The sequence below is a fragment of the Haloferax sp. Atlit-10N genome (genome assembly GCF_003586325.1).
GTDB lineage: Archaea > Halobacteriota > Halobacteria > Halobacteriales > Haloferacaceae > Haloferax > Haloferax prahovense.
The window spans coordinates 1-15,875 of record NZ_PSYX01000015.1; the positions used below are offsets into that span (position 1 = coordinate 1).

General features: G+C 61.0%; 15 protein-coding genes and 1 pseudogene. 8 read left to right on the top strand and 8 right to left on the bottom strand.

Features of this window, described 5'->3' with window-relative positions; genetic code table 11:
• The 7 genes from C5B91_RS20440 to C5B91_RS20470 form a co-directional block, all read left to right on the top strand.
• Positions 1 to 577: AsnC family transcriptional regulator (locus C5B91_RS20440; protein ID WP_119712973.1), on the top strand; the 577-nt coding region annotated here is incomplete at its 5' end.
• Positions 578 to 737: 160 nt separating this feature from the next.
• Positions 738 to 3,344 (top strand): heavy metal translocating P-type ATPase, encoded by a 2,607-nt coding sequence (locus tag C5B91_RS20445; RefSeq protein WP_115819514.1) that lies wholly within the window; start codon positions 738 to 740, stop codon positions 3,342 to 3,344.
• A gap of 20 nt (positions 3,345 to 3,364) precedes the next feature.
• Positions 3,365 to 3,589: a hypothetical protein gene (locus C5B91_RS20450; protein ID WP_049983691.1), complete on the top strand. Its 225-nt coding sequence runs from the start codon at positions 3,365 to 3,367 to the stop codon at positions 3,587 to 3,589.
• Entirely contained in the window at positions 3,586 to 4,587 is a 1,002-nt protein-coding gene (locus C5B91_RS20455; protein WP_115819515.1) for a DUF63 family protein, read from the top strand. Before C5B91_RS20450 ends, C5B91_RS20455 begins: the two co-directional genes overlap by 4 nt.
• 11 nt (positions 4,588 to 4,598) lie before the next feature.
• Entirely contained in the window at positions 4,599 to 5,048 is a 450-nt protein-coding gene (locus tag C5B91_RS20460) for a hypothetical protein (RefSeq protein ID WP_233514212.1), read from the top strand.
• Positions 5,049 to 5,061: 13 nt separating this feature from the next.
• Positions 5,062 to 5,766 (top strand): DUF1405 domain-containing protein, encoded by a 705-nt coding sequence (locus C5B91_RS20465; RefSeq protein WP_115819517.1) that lies wholly within the window; start codon positions 5,062 to 5,064, stop codon positions 5,764 to 5,766.
• A gap of 113 nt (positions 5,767 to 5,879) precedes the next feature.
• On the top strand, positions 5,880 to 6,188 hold the full coding sequence (locus C5B91_RS20470; RefSeq protein ID WP_233514213.1) for a plastocyanin/azurin family copper-binding protein: 309 nt from the start codon (positions 5,880 to 5,882) through the stop codon (positions 6,186 to 6,188).
• Between the two features lie 23 nt (positions 6,189 to 6,211).
• Here the strand turns inward: C5B91_RS20470 and C5B91_RS20475 are convergent, their stop codons facing one another.
• From C5B91_RS20475 to C5B91_RS20490, 4 genes are all read right to left on the bottom strand, one after another.
• Complete coding sequence (locus C5B91_RS20475; protein WP_158544180.1) at positions 6,212 to 6,724, bottom strand: metal-dependent hydrolase; 513 nt, start codon at positions 6,722 to 6,724, stop codon at positions 6,212 to 6,214.
• Positions 6,725 to 6,781: 57 nt separating this feature from the next.
• A complete protein-coding gene (locus tag C5B91_RS20480) occupies positions 6,782 to 8,080 on the bottom strand; it encodes an APC family permease (RefSeq protein ID WP_115819520.1) in 1,299 nt (432 codons plus the stop codon).
• Positions 8,081 to 8,172: 92 nt separating this feature from the next.
• Positions 8,173 to 8,472: a hypothetical protein gene (locus tag C5B91_RS20485; protein WP_115819521.1), complete on the bottom strand. Its 300-nt coding sequence runs from the start codon at positions 8,470 to 8,472 to the stop codon at positions 8,173 to 8,175.
• Positions 8,469 to 8,768, bottom strand: coding sequence for a hypothetical protein (locus tag C5B91_RS20490; RefSeq protein WP_119712974.1), 300 nt, complete (start codon positions 8,766 to 8,768; stop codon positions 8,469 to 8,471). The genes C5B91_RS20485 and C5B91_RS20490 overlap by 4 nt, the downstream gene beginning before the upstream one ends.
• A gap of 181 nt (positions 8,769 to 8,949) precedes the next feature.
• Between C5B91_RS20490 and C5B91_RS20495 the strand changes: the two genes are divergently transcribed.
• Positions 8,950 to 10,284 carry a permease gene (locus tag C5B91_RS20495; RefSeq protein WP_115819522.1) on the top strand — a complete coding sequence of 445 codons (1,335 nt, stop codon included), beginning with the start codon at positions 8,950 to 8,952 and terminating at the stop codon, positions 10,282 to 10,284.
• Between the two features lie 170 nt (positions 10,285 to 10,454).
• Here C5B91_RS20495 and C5B91_RS20500 read toward each other — a convergent pair whose 3' ends face one another.
• The 4 genes and pseudogenes from C5B91_RS20500 to acnA all read right to left on the bottom strand — a co-directional run bounded on the left by C5B91_RS20500 (position 10,455) and on the right by acnA (position 15,851).
• Positions 10,455 to 11,135, bottom strand: a complete 681-nt coding sequence (locus tag C5B91_RS20500; RefSeq protein ID WP_199519517.1) for an isoprenylcysteine carboxylmethyltransferase family protein — start codon at positions 11,133 to 11,135, stop codon at positions 10,455 to 10,457.
• 6 nt (positions 11,136 to 11,141) lie between these two features.
• Positions 11,142 to 11,695 (bottom strand): annotated as a pseudogene (locus C5B91_RS20505) (DoxX family membrane protein).
• A gap of 95 nt (positions 11,696 to 11,790) precedes the next feature.
• The gene (locus C5B91_RS20510; RefSeq protein WP_233514214.1) at positions 11,791 to 12,960 is read right to left on the bottom strand and encodes an NAD(P)/FAD-dependent oxidoreductase; all 1,170 of its coding nucleotides are present in this window, start codon (positions 12,958 to 12,960) and stop codon (positions 11,791 to 11,793) included.
• Between the two features lie 113 nt (positions 12,961 to 13,073).
• Positions 13,074 to 15,851: an aconitate hydratase AcnA gene (gene acnA, locus C5B91_RS20515; RefSeq protein WP_115819523.1), complete on the bottom strand. Its 2,778-nt coding sequence runs from the start codon at positions 15,849 to 15,851 to the stop codon at positions 13,074 to 13,076.
• Positions 15,852 to 15,875 lie beyond the last annotated feature (24 nt).

Consider the following 15,875-nt stretch of genomic DNA (forward strand, 5'->3'; position numbering starts at 1 on the left):
CGAGACAGACATGGAGATCCTCTCGCTACTAGCAGAGGACGCGCGACGCCCGTTCAGCAGCATCGGTGAGGAGGTGGATCTCTCGGGGCCAGCCGTATCAGACCGCGTGAAACGGTTAGAGGAGGCCGACATCATCAACGGCTTCACCGTCGACGTGAATCGCGCACAACTGCGAGCTGGCGTTCCGGTGTTCGTCCAGCTCGAAAACGATACCGCTGCCATCGAGTCACTTCGAAGCCGGCTCCACGACGCGGATGGTATCGAACACCTCTTCGTCACTGCCGAGGGGAAAATATGGTTCTACGGTCGTGCGGAAGGACAGAACGTTCGCCGGTGGGTCGAGGGTCTCCTCGAAGACGCGCCATCAACGGAGTACTCGGTGACGCTCGTCGACGACCTCGAATGGACACCCTCACTCGACGGCACCGAGTTCGCAATCACGTGCGCCGAGTGTGGGAATACGGTCGATAGCGAGGGCGAATCCGCTCGAATCGACGGAGACATCTATCACTTCTGTTGTCCGTCGTGCCGTGGCCGCTTCGAAGACCAGTATCAACGTCTCGAAGACGGAGTCTAGTTGTAGCCGCGATTTCCGCTCCAGATCGGCGAAGTCGATATTGGCATCCTTCGGTAGTGGAACGGAACTAGGCCTTTGAATCTAAATTCTATACTGGTCTAAAACACTGGTTTCGAAACAGTAACTGCACTAAGGAAGGACTACGTAGTATAGGGCAAGAATGGGAACGCGAACTGCACATCTCGACATCACAGGGATGACCTGTGCTAACTGTTCGGCGACAGTTGGCGACGCGCTAGAGTCCTTCGACGGCGTCGTTGAGGCGAACGCGAACTTCGCCACGGATGAAGGCTCCGTCGAGTACGATCCTGACGAGGTATCGCTCGAAGAGATATACGAGGCGATCGAAGATGCCGGGTATGGTGCAGTGTCTGACACAGTGACCATCGGCATCTCCGATATGACCTGTGCCAACTGTGTACAGACCAATGAGACTGCCCTAGAGAACACACCCGGTGTCATCGCGGCCGAGGCGAACTTCGCCACCGACGAAGCCCAGGTCCGGTACAACCCCGCGGACACGTCGCTGGATGCACTCTACGATGCCATCGAGAGCGCGGGCTACTCGCCCGTCCGAGAGGACGGCGACGACAGCGACTCTGGCGAGGACGCGCGCGACGCCGCGCGACAGGCTGAAATCCGTAAGCAGCTTCGACTGACCCTGTTTGGTGCGGTGCTGTCGGCACCTCTCCTCTTTTTCCTCGCCGAGAAGTTCCTCCTCGGCGGTGGCGTCCTCCCGGAGACCATTCTCGGAATCGAGTTCGGCTGGGCAGAGTTCCTGCTGGCGACGCCCGTCCAGCTGGTGCTCGGTTGGCCGTTCTACAAGAACTCGTACAATGCGCTGGTGAACAACAAGCGCGCCAACATGGACGTCCTGATCGCGCTGGGCTCGACCACTGCGTACGTCTACTCTGTCGCAGTCCTCTCAGGGCTCATCGCGGGCGGCCTGTACTTCGACACCGCCGCGCTCATCCTCGTGTTCATCACCCTCGGGAACTACCTTGAAGCCCGCTCGAAGGGCCAAGCCGGCGAGGCGCTCCGCAAGCTGCTGGAGATGGAGGCCGAGACGGCCACCGTCGTCGATGAGGCCGGCAACGAGGAGGAGATCCCACTTGAGGACGTCGAGGTCGGCGATCGGATGAAGGTTCGGCCTGGCGAGCAGATCCCGACCGACGGGGTCGTCGTCGATGGCCAGTCAGCGGTCGACGAGTCGATGGTCACCGGCGAGTCTGTCCCCGTCGAGAAGAGCGAGGGTGACGAGGTCGTCGGCTCGACTATCAACGAGAACGGCGTGCTCGTCGTGGAGGCGACGAAGGTCGGGAAGGACACGGCGCTTCAGCAGATCGTTCAGACGGTCAAGGACGCCCAGTCGCGCCAGCCCGACATCCAGAACCTCGCCGACCGCATCTCGGCGTATTTCGTGCCGGCAGTCATCGCCAACGCCGTTCTCTGGGGTGTCGTCTGGTACTTGTTCCCCGGAGCGCTCGCGAGCTTCGTCGAGTGGCTCCCGCTGTGGGGTGCCGTGGCAGGTGGACCTGCAATCGCTGGAGGGACCGTCACCGTCTTCGAGTTCTCGATCATCGTGTTCGCGTCGGCCGTACTGATCGCCTGTCCCTGTGCGCTGGGCCTTGCGACGCCTGCCGCGACGATGGTCGGGACGACTATCGGTGCACAGAACGGCGTCCTGTTCAAGGGCGGTGACATCCTCGAACGCGCGAAGGACGTCGACACGGTCGTCTTCGACAAGACAGGGACGTTGACGAAAGGCGAAATGGAGCTCACCGACATCGTCGTGTTCGACGGTGACGGACAGCCTCTCACGGATGGCGGCGATACTGCTGCAGATGGTGGCCAACTGACCGCTCGTGACCGTCTCGGTGAGGAGGATGTCCTGCGGCTCGCGGCCACGGCCGAACATGCGAGCGAACACCCGCTCGCCCGTGCCATTGTCGACGGCGCCGAAGAACGGGGGATCGACGTGAGCGACCCGGACCACTTCGAGAACGTCCCCGGCCACGGCATCAGAGCGACTGTCGGCAACAGTGAGGTCCTGGTCGGGAATCGGAAGCTCCTCCGTGACAACGATATCGACCCCTCGCCCGCGCAGGACACGATGGAGCGCCTCGAGAACGAGGGGAAGACGGCAATGCTCGTCGCCTACGAGGGCGAACTCGTGGGTGTGGTCGCCGATGCCGACACAATCAAAGAGAGCGCGAAGGACGCTATAAGTCAGCTCCAAGAACGTGGTGTCGACGTGATGATGATCACCGGCGACAACGAGCGGACCGCCCGCGCGGTCGCCGAGCAGGTCGGCATCGCTCCCGAGAACGTCCGCGCGGGGGTTCTCCCCGAGGACAAATCCGATGCCGTCGAGAGCATTCAGGACGAAGGCCGGAAGGCGATGATGGTGGGCGACGGCGTCAACGATGCGCCCGCCCTCGCCGTCGCGTACGTGGGGACGGCCATCGGCTCGGGGACGGACGTGGCCATTGAGGCGGCGGACGTGACGCTGATGCGCGACGACCCCCTCGACGTCGTGAAGGCCATCCGCATCTCGGACGCGACGCTCGCGAAGATCAAGCAGAACCTCGTCTGGGCGCTCGGGTACAACACCGCGATGATCCCGCTGGCGTCGCTGGGCCTACTCCAACCGGTGCTCGCTGCCGGTGCGATGGCGTTCTCCAGCGTGTCGGTGCTGTCGAACAGCCTGCTGTTCCGACGGTACACCCCCGATCACGACTACAAACTGCTCGGGAAACTCCGCTGAACGCCAAAGCCACTTGCTCCATGTCCTCTATTTCCCGCCGCACGGTGCACGCGTACCTCGTCGAGACGGCCGATACTGAGCCCACGTACCTTCGGGCTCGGGATATCGCCAGCGACCTCGACGGATCGCCGAAAGCCGTCGCACAGTATCTGAGCCAGCTCCAGGACGACCTCACCGACGTGTCGCTCGAACAGTGGGGACGCTCGAAAAGCACGACGTGGCGACTGGAGGTGAGCGAGTCGTGAGCACCGTCACTCGCCGCGTCGGATCCGCCCTCCCCGCCACTGGAACTCGGGAGTGGTGGGTCCTGTATCTGCTCGCCCCGGTCGTCCTCGTCGGTGCAGCACTCCTCGCATTCCCGACGCTCGTCTACGACCGATTCGTCTGGCAGTATCTCTGGGGCCCGGTCGTCGCTGACGCTGCCGGCCAGCCAGTCACGCACGAGGGAATACGGGCCGTCCGCGGATACAACGCCGTGAACACGGTGACGTACCTCGCGGCCGTCGTGTACAGTCTCCCCGGGCTCCGAGCGTATCTCGACTCCCTCGATGTCACGTACGACGCTCGACTCGCGTACGGGTTCGCGCCAATCATCGTTGCTGGCGGAGCGATGCGCGCCCTCGAGGATATCGGCCTGCTCGGTGACTACGCCGTGCTGTTCATCACGCCGTCGATCTACTTCGTCGTCACCGCCGTCACCGTCCTCTCACTCGGCGTCGGCGCACTCGCGCGTAACCGGAATATCGGGTCCATCCCGTCGATAGTCGGTCTCGTTGGAACGGTCTGGGCGATCGGTGCCGTCGGGTGGGCGCTCTGGCACGGGCTCTCGACGTCGGCTCCACTCCGCGTGTGGGTGCCGGTCGCGACGACGGGGATCGCCCTCGGTGTGACCGCGCTCTACTACTGGGGAGCGAGTCTCGTCGATGTCGCACACCTTCGACACCCGTTGTTCCTGCTGGCCGTCTTCGGCCAGATGTGGGATGCGGCGCAGAATCTCATCGGCGTCACGTTCCTCGGCTATTCACCCAAGCTGGTCGTGACGAATCTCGTGTACCAGGCGACCGGCTTCTCGGGGTCGACGTTCGTCCTCAAACTCCTCGTGACCGGCGGTATCGTGTGGTACCTCGCGGACGCGAAAGACGAAATGAACCACACCTGGTGGTGGCTCATGACGTTCTTCATCGGAGCGATTGGGCTCCCGATGGGCGTCCGTGGATCGCTTCGGATGATGCTCGGAGTCTGACAATGGAGACGATGAACACAAACGGTACGACACGACAGTACGGCGCGGCAATCGCACTCGTCTCGGGAGTCTACTCGCTGCTCTCCGCGACAGGTGGCACCGGGATGATGGGCTCGAACAGCGGGCTCCTCATGGCGCTCCTCGGCGTCGTCGTGGTCGTCCACGGCGTCGTTCTGCTGACGCCCTATGCGGATCGGCTCGGGAACGCGAGTGGTCCCCTGATGATCGGCTACTCGCTCGTGATGTTGCTCAACCAGGCGCTGGTCGGCGTCACCGGGAGTGTGAACTGGGGAATGGGTAGCGGGATGGGGTCCGGTATGAACGGCGGGATGAGCGGCGGCATGGGGTCGTCGATGACTGCCGGGATGGGCTGGGACCTCGGAATGGTCGCGCTCGCAGTCCTGATGTTGATCAGCGGCGTGATTATGACGAACCGACGAAACGACAGCACAGGGATGTAATTCGGCGAGACGAATGACATCCGCACCTACAGCGACCACGAATCGACTGCCCAGCTACCTTGCCCCACTCCCCCGGCGCGTCGAGGACTTCGCACTTCGGTACGCGTGGGTCATCGTCGCGATAAATCTGGCCGGGACTGCGTTCGGGTTCTGGTACTACCGCTTCCAGCTGGCCCAAACCCCGATAGTGATGTGGCCGTTCGTCCCCGACAGCCCCGCCGCGACGCTGTTCGTCGCGCTCAGTCTCGCCGCGTGGAAACTGGATTACGACGTCGAGTGGCTCCATATGCTCGCCTTCTTCGGCAACATCAAACTCGGTCTCTGGACGCCGTTCGTCCAGCTGGTTCTCAACGGACCGGGCGGTATCGAACCCTGGCTCTACTGGTTCCTCATCGTAAGCCATCTCGCGATGAGCCTCCAGTCGTTCCTGATCTATCGCTACGCCGAGTTCACGGTCGGTGCGGTCGCCGTCACCACCGTCTGGTACGGCCTCAACGACATCGTGGACTACTTCGCGCCGCTCGTCGGGGAGTTTCACCACACGTTCCTGCGGGCCGAACTCGTCAACGGCGCACTCGATCACTCGGTGCGAGCGCACGACCTCGCAGCGGCCGCGGCCGTGACGCTGACGCTCGCCGCGGCGTTTCTCGCACTAGCGACACGGGTGAAGAAGCTCGAAACAACTGAGGAGTCCTCCGCACGAGGGGTGCGCCGATGAACGGCTATTCACGACGGTCGGTACTTCGCCGGAGCCGGAGTGTGCTAGCAGTCGGGGCAACCGCGATTGCTGGCTGTCTCGGAGGTAGCGGCCCGTCGGGCCCGACGGTCACGATGACGGGCGACCTCCGATTCGATCCGGCTGACGTCGCAATCGACCCCGGTCAGCAGGTTACGTGGGTGAACGAGAGTGGAGTCCCCCATACCGCATCGGCATACGGAGAAGGGATTCCCGACGAGGCGTCGTACTTCGCAAGCGGCGGCTACGAGTCCGAGCAGGCTGTCCGGCAGAGTACGTCAGCGAGAGGGTTTCTCGAACGGGGCGAAACCTACAGTTACACGTTCGACGTCACGGGGACGTACCAGTATTTCTGCCTGCCACACGAGGAAAGCGGGATGGTCGGACGTGTCATCGTCGAATGACCACGAGAGTCGACCTCACCCGATCACTGACGGTGGGTCGATGGGTATCCCGGCATTCCATCAGCTATCCATAGCCAGAGCCCCAGTACCGTGACGACGGTTTGCCCGAGTACATACGGGGTCGGAGACAACAGCGCGAACAGGTCTCCGACCGTCTCGACGTGGTGATAGTCAGTTACGACCGGCCAGAACAGAAACAGTAGCGTCTCCTCGGGAACGAACAGGTAATCCACGAGGTCCGCAGCGAGGTGTGATCCATATCCGACTGCGTACGCCGCGCCGACCTCCCACCGGTCTCTGTGTTTCGTGACGTAGAATACAATCAGGACGACGAGTGCCGCGGTGAACACCGAGTGCGCGACCGACCGACTCGGGAGCGATGGAAGTACAAACGCGAGTGGTTTGTCGACGAGATCCGGGAGCAACGCACCTCCGAACAGGGCGATGATCGGGACATCGTCACATCGGTCAGTAGGGCCACCAGAAATGCCTCGGTAAACGAGATACGCGACTGCAGCGTGGACCCAAAAGAGCACACTCGACAATACTGTCCAGGTTACGTAAACCGTTCACGCACTGCTGCCCCGTCAGCATCACACGCCATCGATTTCGGAGCGAATAGTCTCGCGCTCGAAGTAGAGAATCTCCAGTCCCAGGAGGACGACCGTCACAACGAGGACCACACTGAAGACGGCGGGTTCCATCACGGCGAGGTGGTACACTAACGACGGGAAGAACAGTACTGCACCCACCACGCCGACGGCGGGGAGGATACCTGTGCGAAGCCCCGCTCGATGCCTGAACGCGAGGAAACTCATCGACCCAAAGACGGTGATGAAGGCAAGCGACGCGAACGACGTGATTCCCTGAAGACTACCGTAGGCAGTGAACGCGGCCGTTATCAGGCCCAAGATGAGAAGTGTTCGCGTCGGAGCACCGTCGGCATCGGCATCTCCGATCCGGTCGGGAAGTAGGTCGTCTTCAAGCATTCCCGTCGCAAAGTGGGCCGCCGAGAACAGCGTGGCGTTGATCGCGCTCCCAGTCGAGAACAGCGCCGCCACGGAAATGAGGATGAACCCCATCTGCCCCATGAACGGTTCGGCCGCGATGGCGAGTGACACCTCGGGGTTCGCGGCGATCGTTTCGGGCTGAAGTAGACCCGTCGTGACGACTGCTACGAGGACGTACAGCCCGAGAGACACGGGAATTGAGAGATAGATCGCCTGCGGGATGGTCGTCCGGGCGTTCCGAAGACTTCCCTCGTCGTAAAAGAGTAGCTGCCAGCCCTGAAAGGCGACGAACGAGAGGGCGGCGGACATGAGCAACCCGCCCGTCGCGACGGAGGAGAACCCGGTCGTCAGCTGTCCTGTCCGCGCTCCAAAATAGAACCCCCACACACCGAAAATGAGGAGAATCCCGACCTTTGCCGCGACGAGGAGCACCTCGGTCACGCCACTCGCCCGGGCGCCGAGGACGTTCAGCAGTACAAACCCCAGGACGCTGAGAACCGACACGACGGGGCGGAGTGGAACCCCGAGGGCTGTTTCGACGCCGAGAAGTTTCGTCGCGAAACTACCGAATGCGAACGCGTACATCCCCATCGACCCGATATAGCCAAACAGAAGCGTCCACCCGACCATCCCAGCGACCGTCGTCGACTCACCGAACTCCTGTAAGAAACTGACCGAGCCGCCGGACACGTCGCCAAGCCGCTGGAGACGAACGTACGAGTAGCCAGCGCAGAACGCGACGACACCGCCGCCGGTAAAGGCGAGCCACGCCGCAGGCCCCGACATTTCCGCAACGACGCCAAGTACGGCGAAGATCCCACCTCCGATCATACCACCGAGCGCAATCGAGACTGCACCGAGACGGCCCAGCTTCTCGCTCATCGTCTCTCCGTTGGGATGCCATCTTTAGGCTTCTTGTCGTTACGAATCCAAACCACCTCAGCCCGAGAAGTAGAAATCGTCTGCCTCGATGCTCAAGTTCGGAAGAGCGAGTAGAACCACGCTTCAGTGTCCGGATGGAGACCGTTATGGACTGTCCGGACCGCCGCAGCGATTGATACTGCGAAGATAGCGTGAAGAAGATGTGTCGGAACCCACCCGACCACTACCGCACTCGCCCCGAGGACGGCAGCACAGAGCGCTCCAACGCCGATTCTGAAAAAGAACGGCCGCTGAATCACCAACACAGTGTCCCCGTAGAGCAGGATGTAACAAAGGGACGCAAGCCCACTAGCGACGACTGCCGAGAGTAACGAGAAGAGGAGCGTAGTCATCGGGATTCTCCTCCAGAATACCCAAGTCGCGGGTGAATATATCCGAGTGCGCCGAGTAGGACTATGACACCGAGGAGAGCTCCGGTTTCAACTGCAGCGAGCAGGCCATGCGGAAGCGGTGTGAGCATCCCGAGATGGGCGATCCCGAACAGTAGCCCAACGAGCGGTACGCCAACGAGTAGGTGTCCATATATTCCCTCGTACTGGTGCCAGACAGCGGGCGTTTTACTCACCGTGTACACGGTGCTCGCGAGAATGATACCCGTCACGAGAAGTTCGCTGTAGGACGTAAGCATACGACTATCCTCCCCAGCCAGCCACAAGTCAATTACTCCGCACCCGAAGTGGCATACCCCTTGATTCTAAATTCTGCTAGGGTTGTGATGCTGGTATCCAAAGGCTCACAAACGAAATATCCCACAGATGTAGCCACAACCGCATTAGGAGAGGAGCCCCTAGATGTAGGCCACCAAGACAATGGACAGATCAGATTACGCGATCCTCTCGGTTATCGCCGTAATCACCGTCGCCATCGGCATCGTCACGACGACAAAACCGCTCGGGACGTTTTTCGTGGAGAGCACGAGGCAGGCCGCGACGACGACCGCCGCGATGGCGTGGATCACCTGGTGGGCGCTCGTCATCGGGTTCGCCATCGCCGGCGGCGTCGAGGCGTGGGTCTCGACCCAGCAGATTTCGGAGCTGCTCGAGGGACACGGGCCTCGCTCCATCGGCCTCGCGACGTTCTTCGGGTTCGTCTCCTCGTCGTGTTCGTACTCGGCCATCGCCACGGCGAAGAACCTCTACAAGAAGGGGGCGTCGGCTGCGGCGGCGCTGGCGGCGTTCCAGTTCGCCTCGACGAACCTTGTCATCGAGATCGGCATCGTCATCTGGCTGCTGCTGGGCTGGGAGTTCCTGCTGGCCGACGTGGTCGGTGGCCTGCTCCTCATCGGCCTGATGTCGGTTGGCTTCGTCTACGTCGTCCCCGACAAGATCCTCGATGAAGCACGCGAGAACGTCACCGACGACGAGGGCATCACTGTCCAAGACCCGGTCTGTGGAATGGAGGTCGATCCTGAGGAAACCGACTACTCCATCGAGCACGAGGGCCAGACGTATTACTTCTGCTCGCAGTCCTGCAAGGACTCCTTCGACCCGGAGGAAGCGAACACGTCGATTCCGGAGAAGGCGACCTCGTGGTCCGGGTGGAAATCGCTCGCGGACAAACAGTGGAAGGAGTGGGCGATGCTGTGGGACGAGATCGCTATCGGGTTCATTTTCGCCGGCCTCATTGCCGGGTTCATCCCCGAAGCCGTCTGGACGAGCGTCTTCTCTGGCGCCGTATTCGGTTTGCCGGTGTACGTCCTCTGGACGGCCGCGCTGGGTGCGATCATCGGCGTCGTCACCTTCGTCTGTTCGGTCGGGAACGTCCCGTTCGGGACCGTCCTCTGGACGCGCGGGCTCCCCTTCGGGTCGGTGCTCTCGTACATCTTCGCGGACCTCATCGTCCCGCCGATCATGAAAGCCTACGACGAGTACTACGGGACGACCTTCGCGGCGGTACTCAGTCTGATGATCTTCGTCACCGCCGTTATCGCCGGGTTCGTGGTCCACTTCCTGTTCCTGGGCCTGGGCCTCATCCCCTCACGAGCCTCCGCGCAGATCGCCGAAGTGTCCATCGAGCTCAACTACAAGCTCGTGTTGAACGTCCTCGCGACGGCGTTCTTCGCGTTCCTCTACTGGCTCCACAAACAGGATTCGGTGGCTGGTGGGGAACGCGGTGACGAGAGACATGCGGCAATGACGGACTGACGGGTATCTACCTGCTCACGTAGTTCACAATCTGAATTTCGTCTATCAATAATTCGACGACACAGACAAGGAACATCTACGGTGTCGGGCAATTAATCCCTGACTCCCTTCCACTGCCCAACCACAGTTTCGATACGAATACCATTCATTCCAGAGCGGTCTCGTCGAAGTCATGGGTCTTTGAGATCGTCACTGCTGCTACGAGACTCAGCCACGAGATCGCGCCACTGCTCCCAGCGGGGGATAAACATCGGCACTTTGCGCTGATAAGTGCGGTAGTCCTCACCGAATGTATCGATCATATCACGCTCTTCTCTCCGTGCAAGCCACGTAAAAATCACAACGACGAACGGAAATAGAGCGACAGAGAAGATTGTCGGCCAGTGAATGATGCCCTCGCCAAACAGAGCGATGAACAGACCGGTGTATTGTGGATGGCGGACGTACCTGTAAAGCCCGTCTGTGACCAGTCGGTCGTCCTGTCGGGCACGATAGACTTGTCGCCATCCCTGAGCAAACAGGCCGATGCCGACAAACGCCACAGCGTAGCCGAGGAGCATTGATACGAACATACCCGTTTCGCCAAACCCGATCAGTGTAGACCAGAGATTGGTACTGACGTACTCGCGGTCCAGACCGAAAAACCGGACCAGCAGATAGATCGTCAGTGGAAACCCGTACATCTCCGCATATAATGCGATGATGAACGCCTGTACCACTCCTGCGCCGACCCACTCCCGCCAGCTGTCAGGAGCGAAGTACCGATAGAAGAACCAAGAAACGACGACAATGAAGATAATCGCGAGGCCCCAAGCACCGGGATTCGTAATAGTGGTATCTATTGATGACACGCTTACTTACCCGAGTAGATACTGAGTCCAGGGATGCCGTTCGACAAGCGGCACTCCACCAACCTCGTACTGTTCAATGTACGCGTAAGGCCGAGTATCCGTCCCGCACCGAACGCGGCGACTGAGAGGAACACGAGCATGTACGCGAAATCACCGTTGATGTAGCCATGTGTGACATCCCAGTTGCCGAAATAGAACATGAGCATCATAAATGCCCCCCAGAACGCAGCGAGCCGAGTGAGGGCACCGAACAACAACCCGAGGCCGATAAGCAGCTCTCCCCACGGTACTGCAACGTTCACGAAGTCAACAAACCACGGCGTGTTCCCCATCGCGACGAACAGATCAGCGAGTGGACTCCCGCTATTCGGAACGGCCCCGGTGAGATATCCACCGGCACTAAAACTTCCCGAGAGGACCTTGTCGAGACCACTCTGGAAGAACGCCAGTCCCATCATCAACCGAAGCGCAAAGATAAACCAGACACTCAACGTGTGTAGTCGACCGCTTGCGGTGAACCCCCCGATCGTACTTTCTAATTGAACTTCTTGAGATGCCATATCGTGCTAATTCCCGGGAAGGTGTTATAAAATCGCGTTGGGATCTCGCCATACCGGAATAGAGAGCCCTTTTCGGGGTGATCTCTCCGATACCGTCATACTGGCTGAATAGTATCGTATTCCCAGGCGTCTGTGACGGCGGCATACGTCTGCTTGATTACAGCCGGGTTGGAGAAGATCCGAGCAGCCACCCGTGGATGCCCCAAGAAGCGACGAAGAACCGCCCGTGGGGATCGATCGATGTCTTCGATGTCGATTCCAGACACCACTTGGACGGCATCACCGAGAACGGTCATCTGACGCGTCTCGACGAGGTGCCGCATAATCCGGGCGAGCAGGTACTCCCCTTTCATCGTCCGATAGAGTCGGTCTGGATACTCCTGAAGGCTTCCCTCCGCCGTCAACTTGGCTGCGAGATACGACGACTGAATTGCTTGCGAGATCCCCTTCCCGGTCAGCCGATTCGCGAGTCCAGCCGCATCCCCGACACGAACGACGGGCCACTCAGGTAGATAGGTCAGCGCAGGATCGAGACTCGGTCCTTCGGGGATGATAGCGATATTCGTCTGACTCCGAGATGGTATCGGCCAGCCGTTTCGTTCACACGCCGCCTCAAATGCGGCTATGTAATCGGCTGGGCGTTCGCTCTCAGTCCACCCGATGCCGACGTTTGCCCGCTCGGGCGATTTCGAGAACGCCCACGCGTACCCGGTATAGCCCTCAAGAACGATCTGGCTATTCGGGTAGAGATCTGAAAAGTCGCCCTCCACGTCAGCATTGAGGGCGATCATCCGACCCGCGTACTCGTCCGTTCTCCCTCGAACTTTGCTGGTAATCGACGGTTGGCCAGTCGCGTCGACCAAGAGGTCGTATTTATCGGCAAACGTCCGGAACTCCGCCTTCGTGATCTGGTGGTTTTCGTGAATCGAAACGCCCTTTTCAGCGAGGCGTTCGGACCATCGTCGTTCAACGATGTTTCGGTCGGTGATGTACGTATCGGAGGCCGGGAATCTCCCACTCCCGGTGTGCTGTCTGCTGGATGTCGTTCCGTCGTAGATATCCACACGTAACTCCGGAAGAGCATTGACGAACCCATTCGCCGACATCGAACGGAGTGGAATCTTCGAGACGGCCGTCATCGCTTCCCCACAGTTGACTCGTTTGTCGTCGTACGACTGACGTTCGAAAAGGTCTACTTCGAAACCTCGCTTGGAAAAGCCTTCAGCAGCGGCGAGACCGCCGACTGCCCCACCGAGTACTGCCACGCGTTGGATTCGCGGTAACGGTTCAGACGACTGCTGTGAGCGAGAGCGGAAACTTTCAGATCGTGAAGTAGTTGTCTCTAATACCATTTGTCACTCAGGATAGTTGCCCCTTATTAGTCCTCGGTGAGCAGTCGGCGGAGTACTAGATGCAGGATTCCGCCGTTCTCAACGTATCGAACGGCTGCGGGCGTCCCAACTTGTGCCGTGACCGGGAACTCGACTCTCGAGCCGTCGTCCCGCTCTGCGACGACGGTCAACTCGTCGTTCACGTCTAGGCCGTCGTCCAATCCACGAATCTCAATCCGCGCCGACCCGTCGAGACCGAGGGATTCCCACGAGTCACCGTCAGCGAACTGCAGCGGGAGGACACCCATGCCGACGAGGTTGTCACGGAAGATGCGCTCGTAGCTCTCCGCGATGGTTGCGCGAACGCCCAAGAGGTCAGTCCCTTTTGCGGCCCAATCGCGGCTCGACCCGGTGCCGAGTTCTTCGCCGGCGAACACCACCAGCGGCGTATCATCTTCCCGATAGCGGCGGCTCGCCTCGAAGACGGTCGTCTGCTCGCCCGTCGGCTGGTGAATCGTGTAGCCGCCCTCGACGTCGTCGAGCATCTCGTTCTCGATGCGAACGTTGGCGAAGGTGCCGCGCATCATCACCTCGTGGTTGCCCCGGCGGGCACCGTAGGTGTTGAACTCGTGAGGTTCGACACCCTGGTCGACGAGCCACTCGCCGGCGGGCTGCTCCCGAGAGAACGGTCCGGCCGGGCTGATGTGGTCGGTGGTGACGGTGTCCCCGAGCAGCATCAGGGTGCGAGCGTCGGCGATGTCGCTGACACCGGGCTCCTCCAGCGGGAAGTCCTTGAAAAAGGGCGGCTCGCGGATGTACGTCGAAGAATCGTCCCACTCGTAGACGTCACCGGTCGGCGCGTCGAGTGCCTCCCACCGTTCGTCACCCTCGAACACTTCGGCGTACTTCTCCTCGAACATCGAAGCGTCCACGCTCTCATGGATCGCCGTGTGGATTTCGTCGGCGTCCGGCCAGATGTCGGCGAGGTAGACCGGGTCCCCGTTATCGTCCGTCCCGAGTGGGTCCGTTTCGAGGTCGATGTCCATCCGACCGGCCAGCCCGTAAGCGACCACCAGCGGCGGACTGGCGAGGTAGTTCGCTCTGACCTTCGGGTGGATGCGCGCCTCGAAGTTCCGATTGCCCGAGAGGACGCTCGCCGTCCAGAGGTCCTCGGCGTCGATGGCGCGCTCGATGGGTTCGGGGAGTGGCCCGGCGTTCCCGATGCAGGTCGTACAGCCGTAGCCGACGACGTTGTAGCCGAGGTCTTCGAGATACGGCAGTAATCCCGAGGCTTCGAGGTATTCGGTGACGACGCGGCTCCCGGGCGCGAGACTAGTCTTGACGTACTCGGGGACATCCAGGCCGCACTCGACGGCGTTGCGGGCGAGCAGGCCTGCGGCGAGCATCACCGAGGGGTTCGACGTGTTCGTACAGCTGGTGATGGCGCTGACGACGACGCTCCCATGCCTGATTTCGGTCGTCTCGCCGTCGAGGTCGACGTCGACCGTGTCGTTTAGTTCGCCCACGTCCGGTTCCGGGAGGTCGGCGTCGGGGCGGTCGGCGGCGACGCTGCTCTCGCCCAGCCAGCGGGTGAGTGCGTCCTCGTCGACGTCGTCGAGTTCGTCCTCGAACTCGCCGTGGACCAGCCCCCGGAAGTGGGTCTTCATATCGTCCATCGGGACACGATCCTGGGGGCGTTTCGGGCCGGCGAGACTCGGCGTGATCGTCGAGAGATCGAGCTCGACCGTTTCCGTATACTCGGGGTTCTGCTCGCCGAACAGCCCCTGCGCATCGAGATATTCGCGAACGAGTTCGATGTGTTCCTCGTCACGACCCGTGAGTTCGAGGTAGTCCAGCGTCGCCTCGTCGACGCCGAACATCGAGATGGTCGAGCCCTGCTCGGGGGCCATGTTCGCGATAGTCGCCCGGTCGGGGACCGTGAGATTCGCCACGCCAGGACCGAAGAACTCGACGAAGCGATCGACGACGCCAACCTCGCGAAGCTGTTCGGTGACGTGAAGCACGAGGTCAGTCGCAGTTGCACCCTCGGGGAGTTCGCCGGTGAGGCGAACGCCGACGACTTCGGGAAGCTTCATCGTGATGGGCTGGCCGAGCATCGCAGCCTCTGCCTCGATGCCGCCCACGCCCCAGCCGACGACGCCGATGCCGCCGATCATCGGCGTGTGACTGTCCGTGCCGACGAGCGTGTCCGGAAGCAGCCAGTTCTCGCCGTCACGCTCACGAGCGTGGACCACTTGGCCGAGATATTCGAGGTTTACTTGGTGGACGATTCCCGTTCCCGGCGGGACGACGCGGAAGTCGTCGAAGGCCTGCTGAGCCCACTTGAGCGCTCGATACCGCTCGCCGTTGCGCTCGTACTCCAGTTCGACGTTCTTCTCGTAGGCATCCTCGGAGCCGAAATAGTCGACCTGGACGCTGTGGTCGATCACGAGGTCAATTGGAATCTCTGGCTCGACGATCGCGGGATCCTTGCCTTTCCGGTCAACCGCTGAGCGGAGCGCAGCGAGGTCGACGACGGCAGGGACACCGGTGAGGTCCTGAAGAACGACCCGCGAGGGTGTGAACGGGAGTTCGACATCCGGCACGTCAGGTTGCCATGACGCGACGTTCTGAACGTCCTCGGCGGTGATGGTTTCTCCGTCGGCGTTCCGGAGGACGGATTCAAGCAGCACTCGGATGCTGACGGGGAGCTGATCAAGTTCACAGAGACTCTCCTCTTCGAGGACTGTGAGGTCGGCCATCTTGTAGGAGGTGCCGTCGAACTCGAATTCGCGGATTGCATCGAATGGAGACTCTTCGTTCATACCTCTTGCTACGGTGACCTGGCT

Excerpts from the sequence above, each read along its gene's own strand:
- C5B91_RS20470 (WP_233514213.1), top strand. The coding sequence starts at position 5,880 with ATGACGGGCGACCTCCGATTCGATCCGGCTGACGTCGCAATCGACCCC.
- C5B91_RS20490 (WP_119712974.1), bottom strand. The coding sequence starts at position 8,768 with ATGCTTACGTCCTACAGCGAACTTCTCGTGACGGGTATCATTCTCGCG.
- C5B91_RS20450 (WP_049983691.1), top strand. The coding sequence starts at position 3,365 with ATGTCCTCTATTTCCCGCCGCACGGTGCACGCGTACCTCGTCGAGACG.
- C5B91_RS20460 (WP_233514212.1), top strand. The coding sequence starts at position 4,599 with ATGAACACAAACGGTACGACACGACAGTACGGCGCGGCAATCGCACTC.
- C5B91_RS20495 (WP_115819522.1), top strand. The coding sequence starts at position 8,950 with ATGGACAGATCAGATTACGCGATCCTCTCGGTTATCGCCGTAATCACC.
- C5B91_RS20480 (WP_115819520.1), bottom strand. The coding sequence starts at position 8,080 with ATGAGCGAGAAGCTGGGCCGTCTCGGTGCAGTCTCGATTGCGCTCGGT.
- C5B91_RS20465 (WP_115819517.1), top strand. The coding sequence starts at position 5,062 with ATGACATCCGCACCTACAGCGACCACGAATCGACTGCCCAGCTACCTT.
- acnA (WP_115819523.1), bottom strand. The coding sequence starts at position 15,851 with ATGAACGAAGAGTCTCCATTCGATGCAATCCGCGAATTCGAGTTCGAC.
- C5B91_RS20485 (WP_115819521.1), bottom strand. The coding sequence starts at position 8,472 with ATGACTACGCTCCTCTTCTCGTTACTCTCGGCAGTCGTCGCTAGTGGG.
- C5B91_RS20445 (WP_115819514.1), top strand. The coding sequence starts at position 738 with ATGGGAACGCGAACTGCACATCTCGACATCACAGGGATGACCTGTGCT.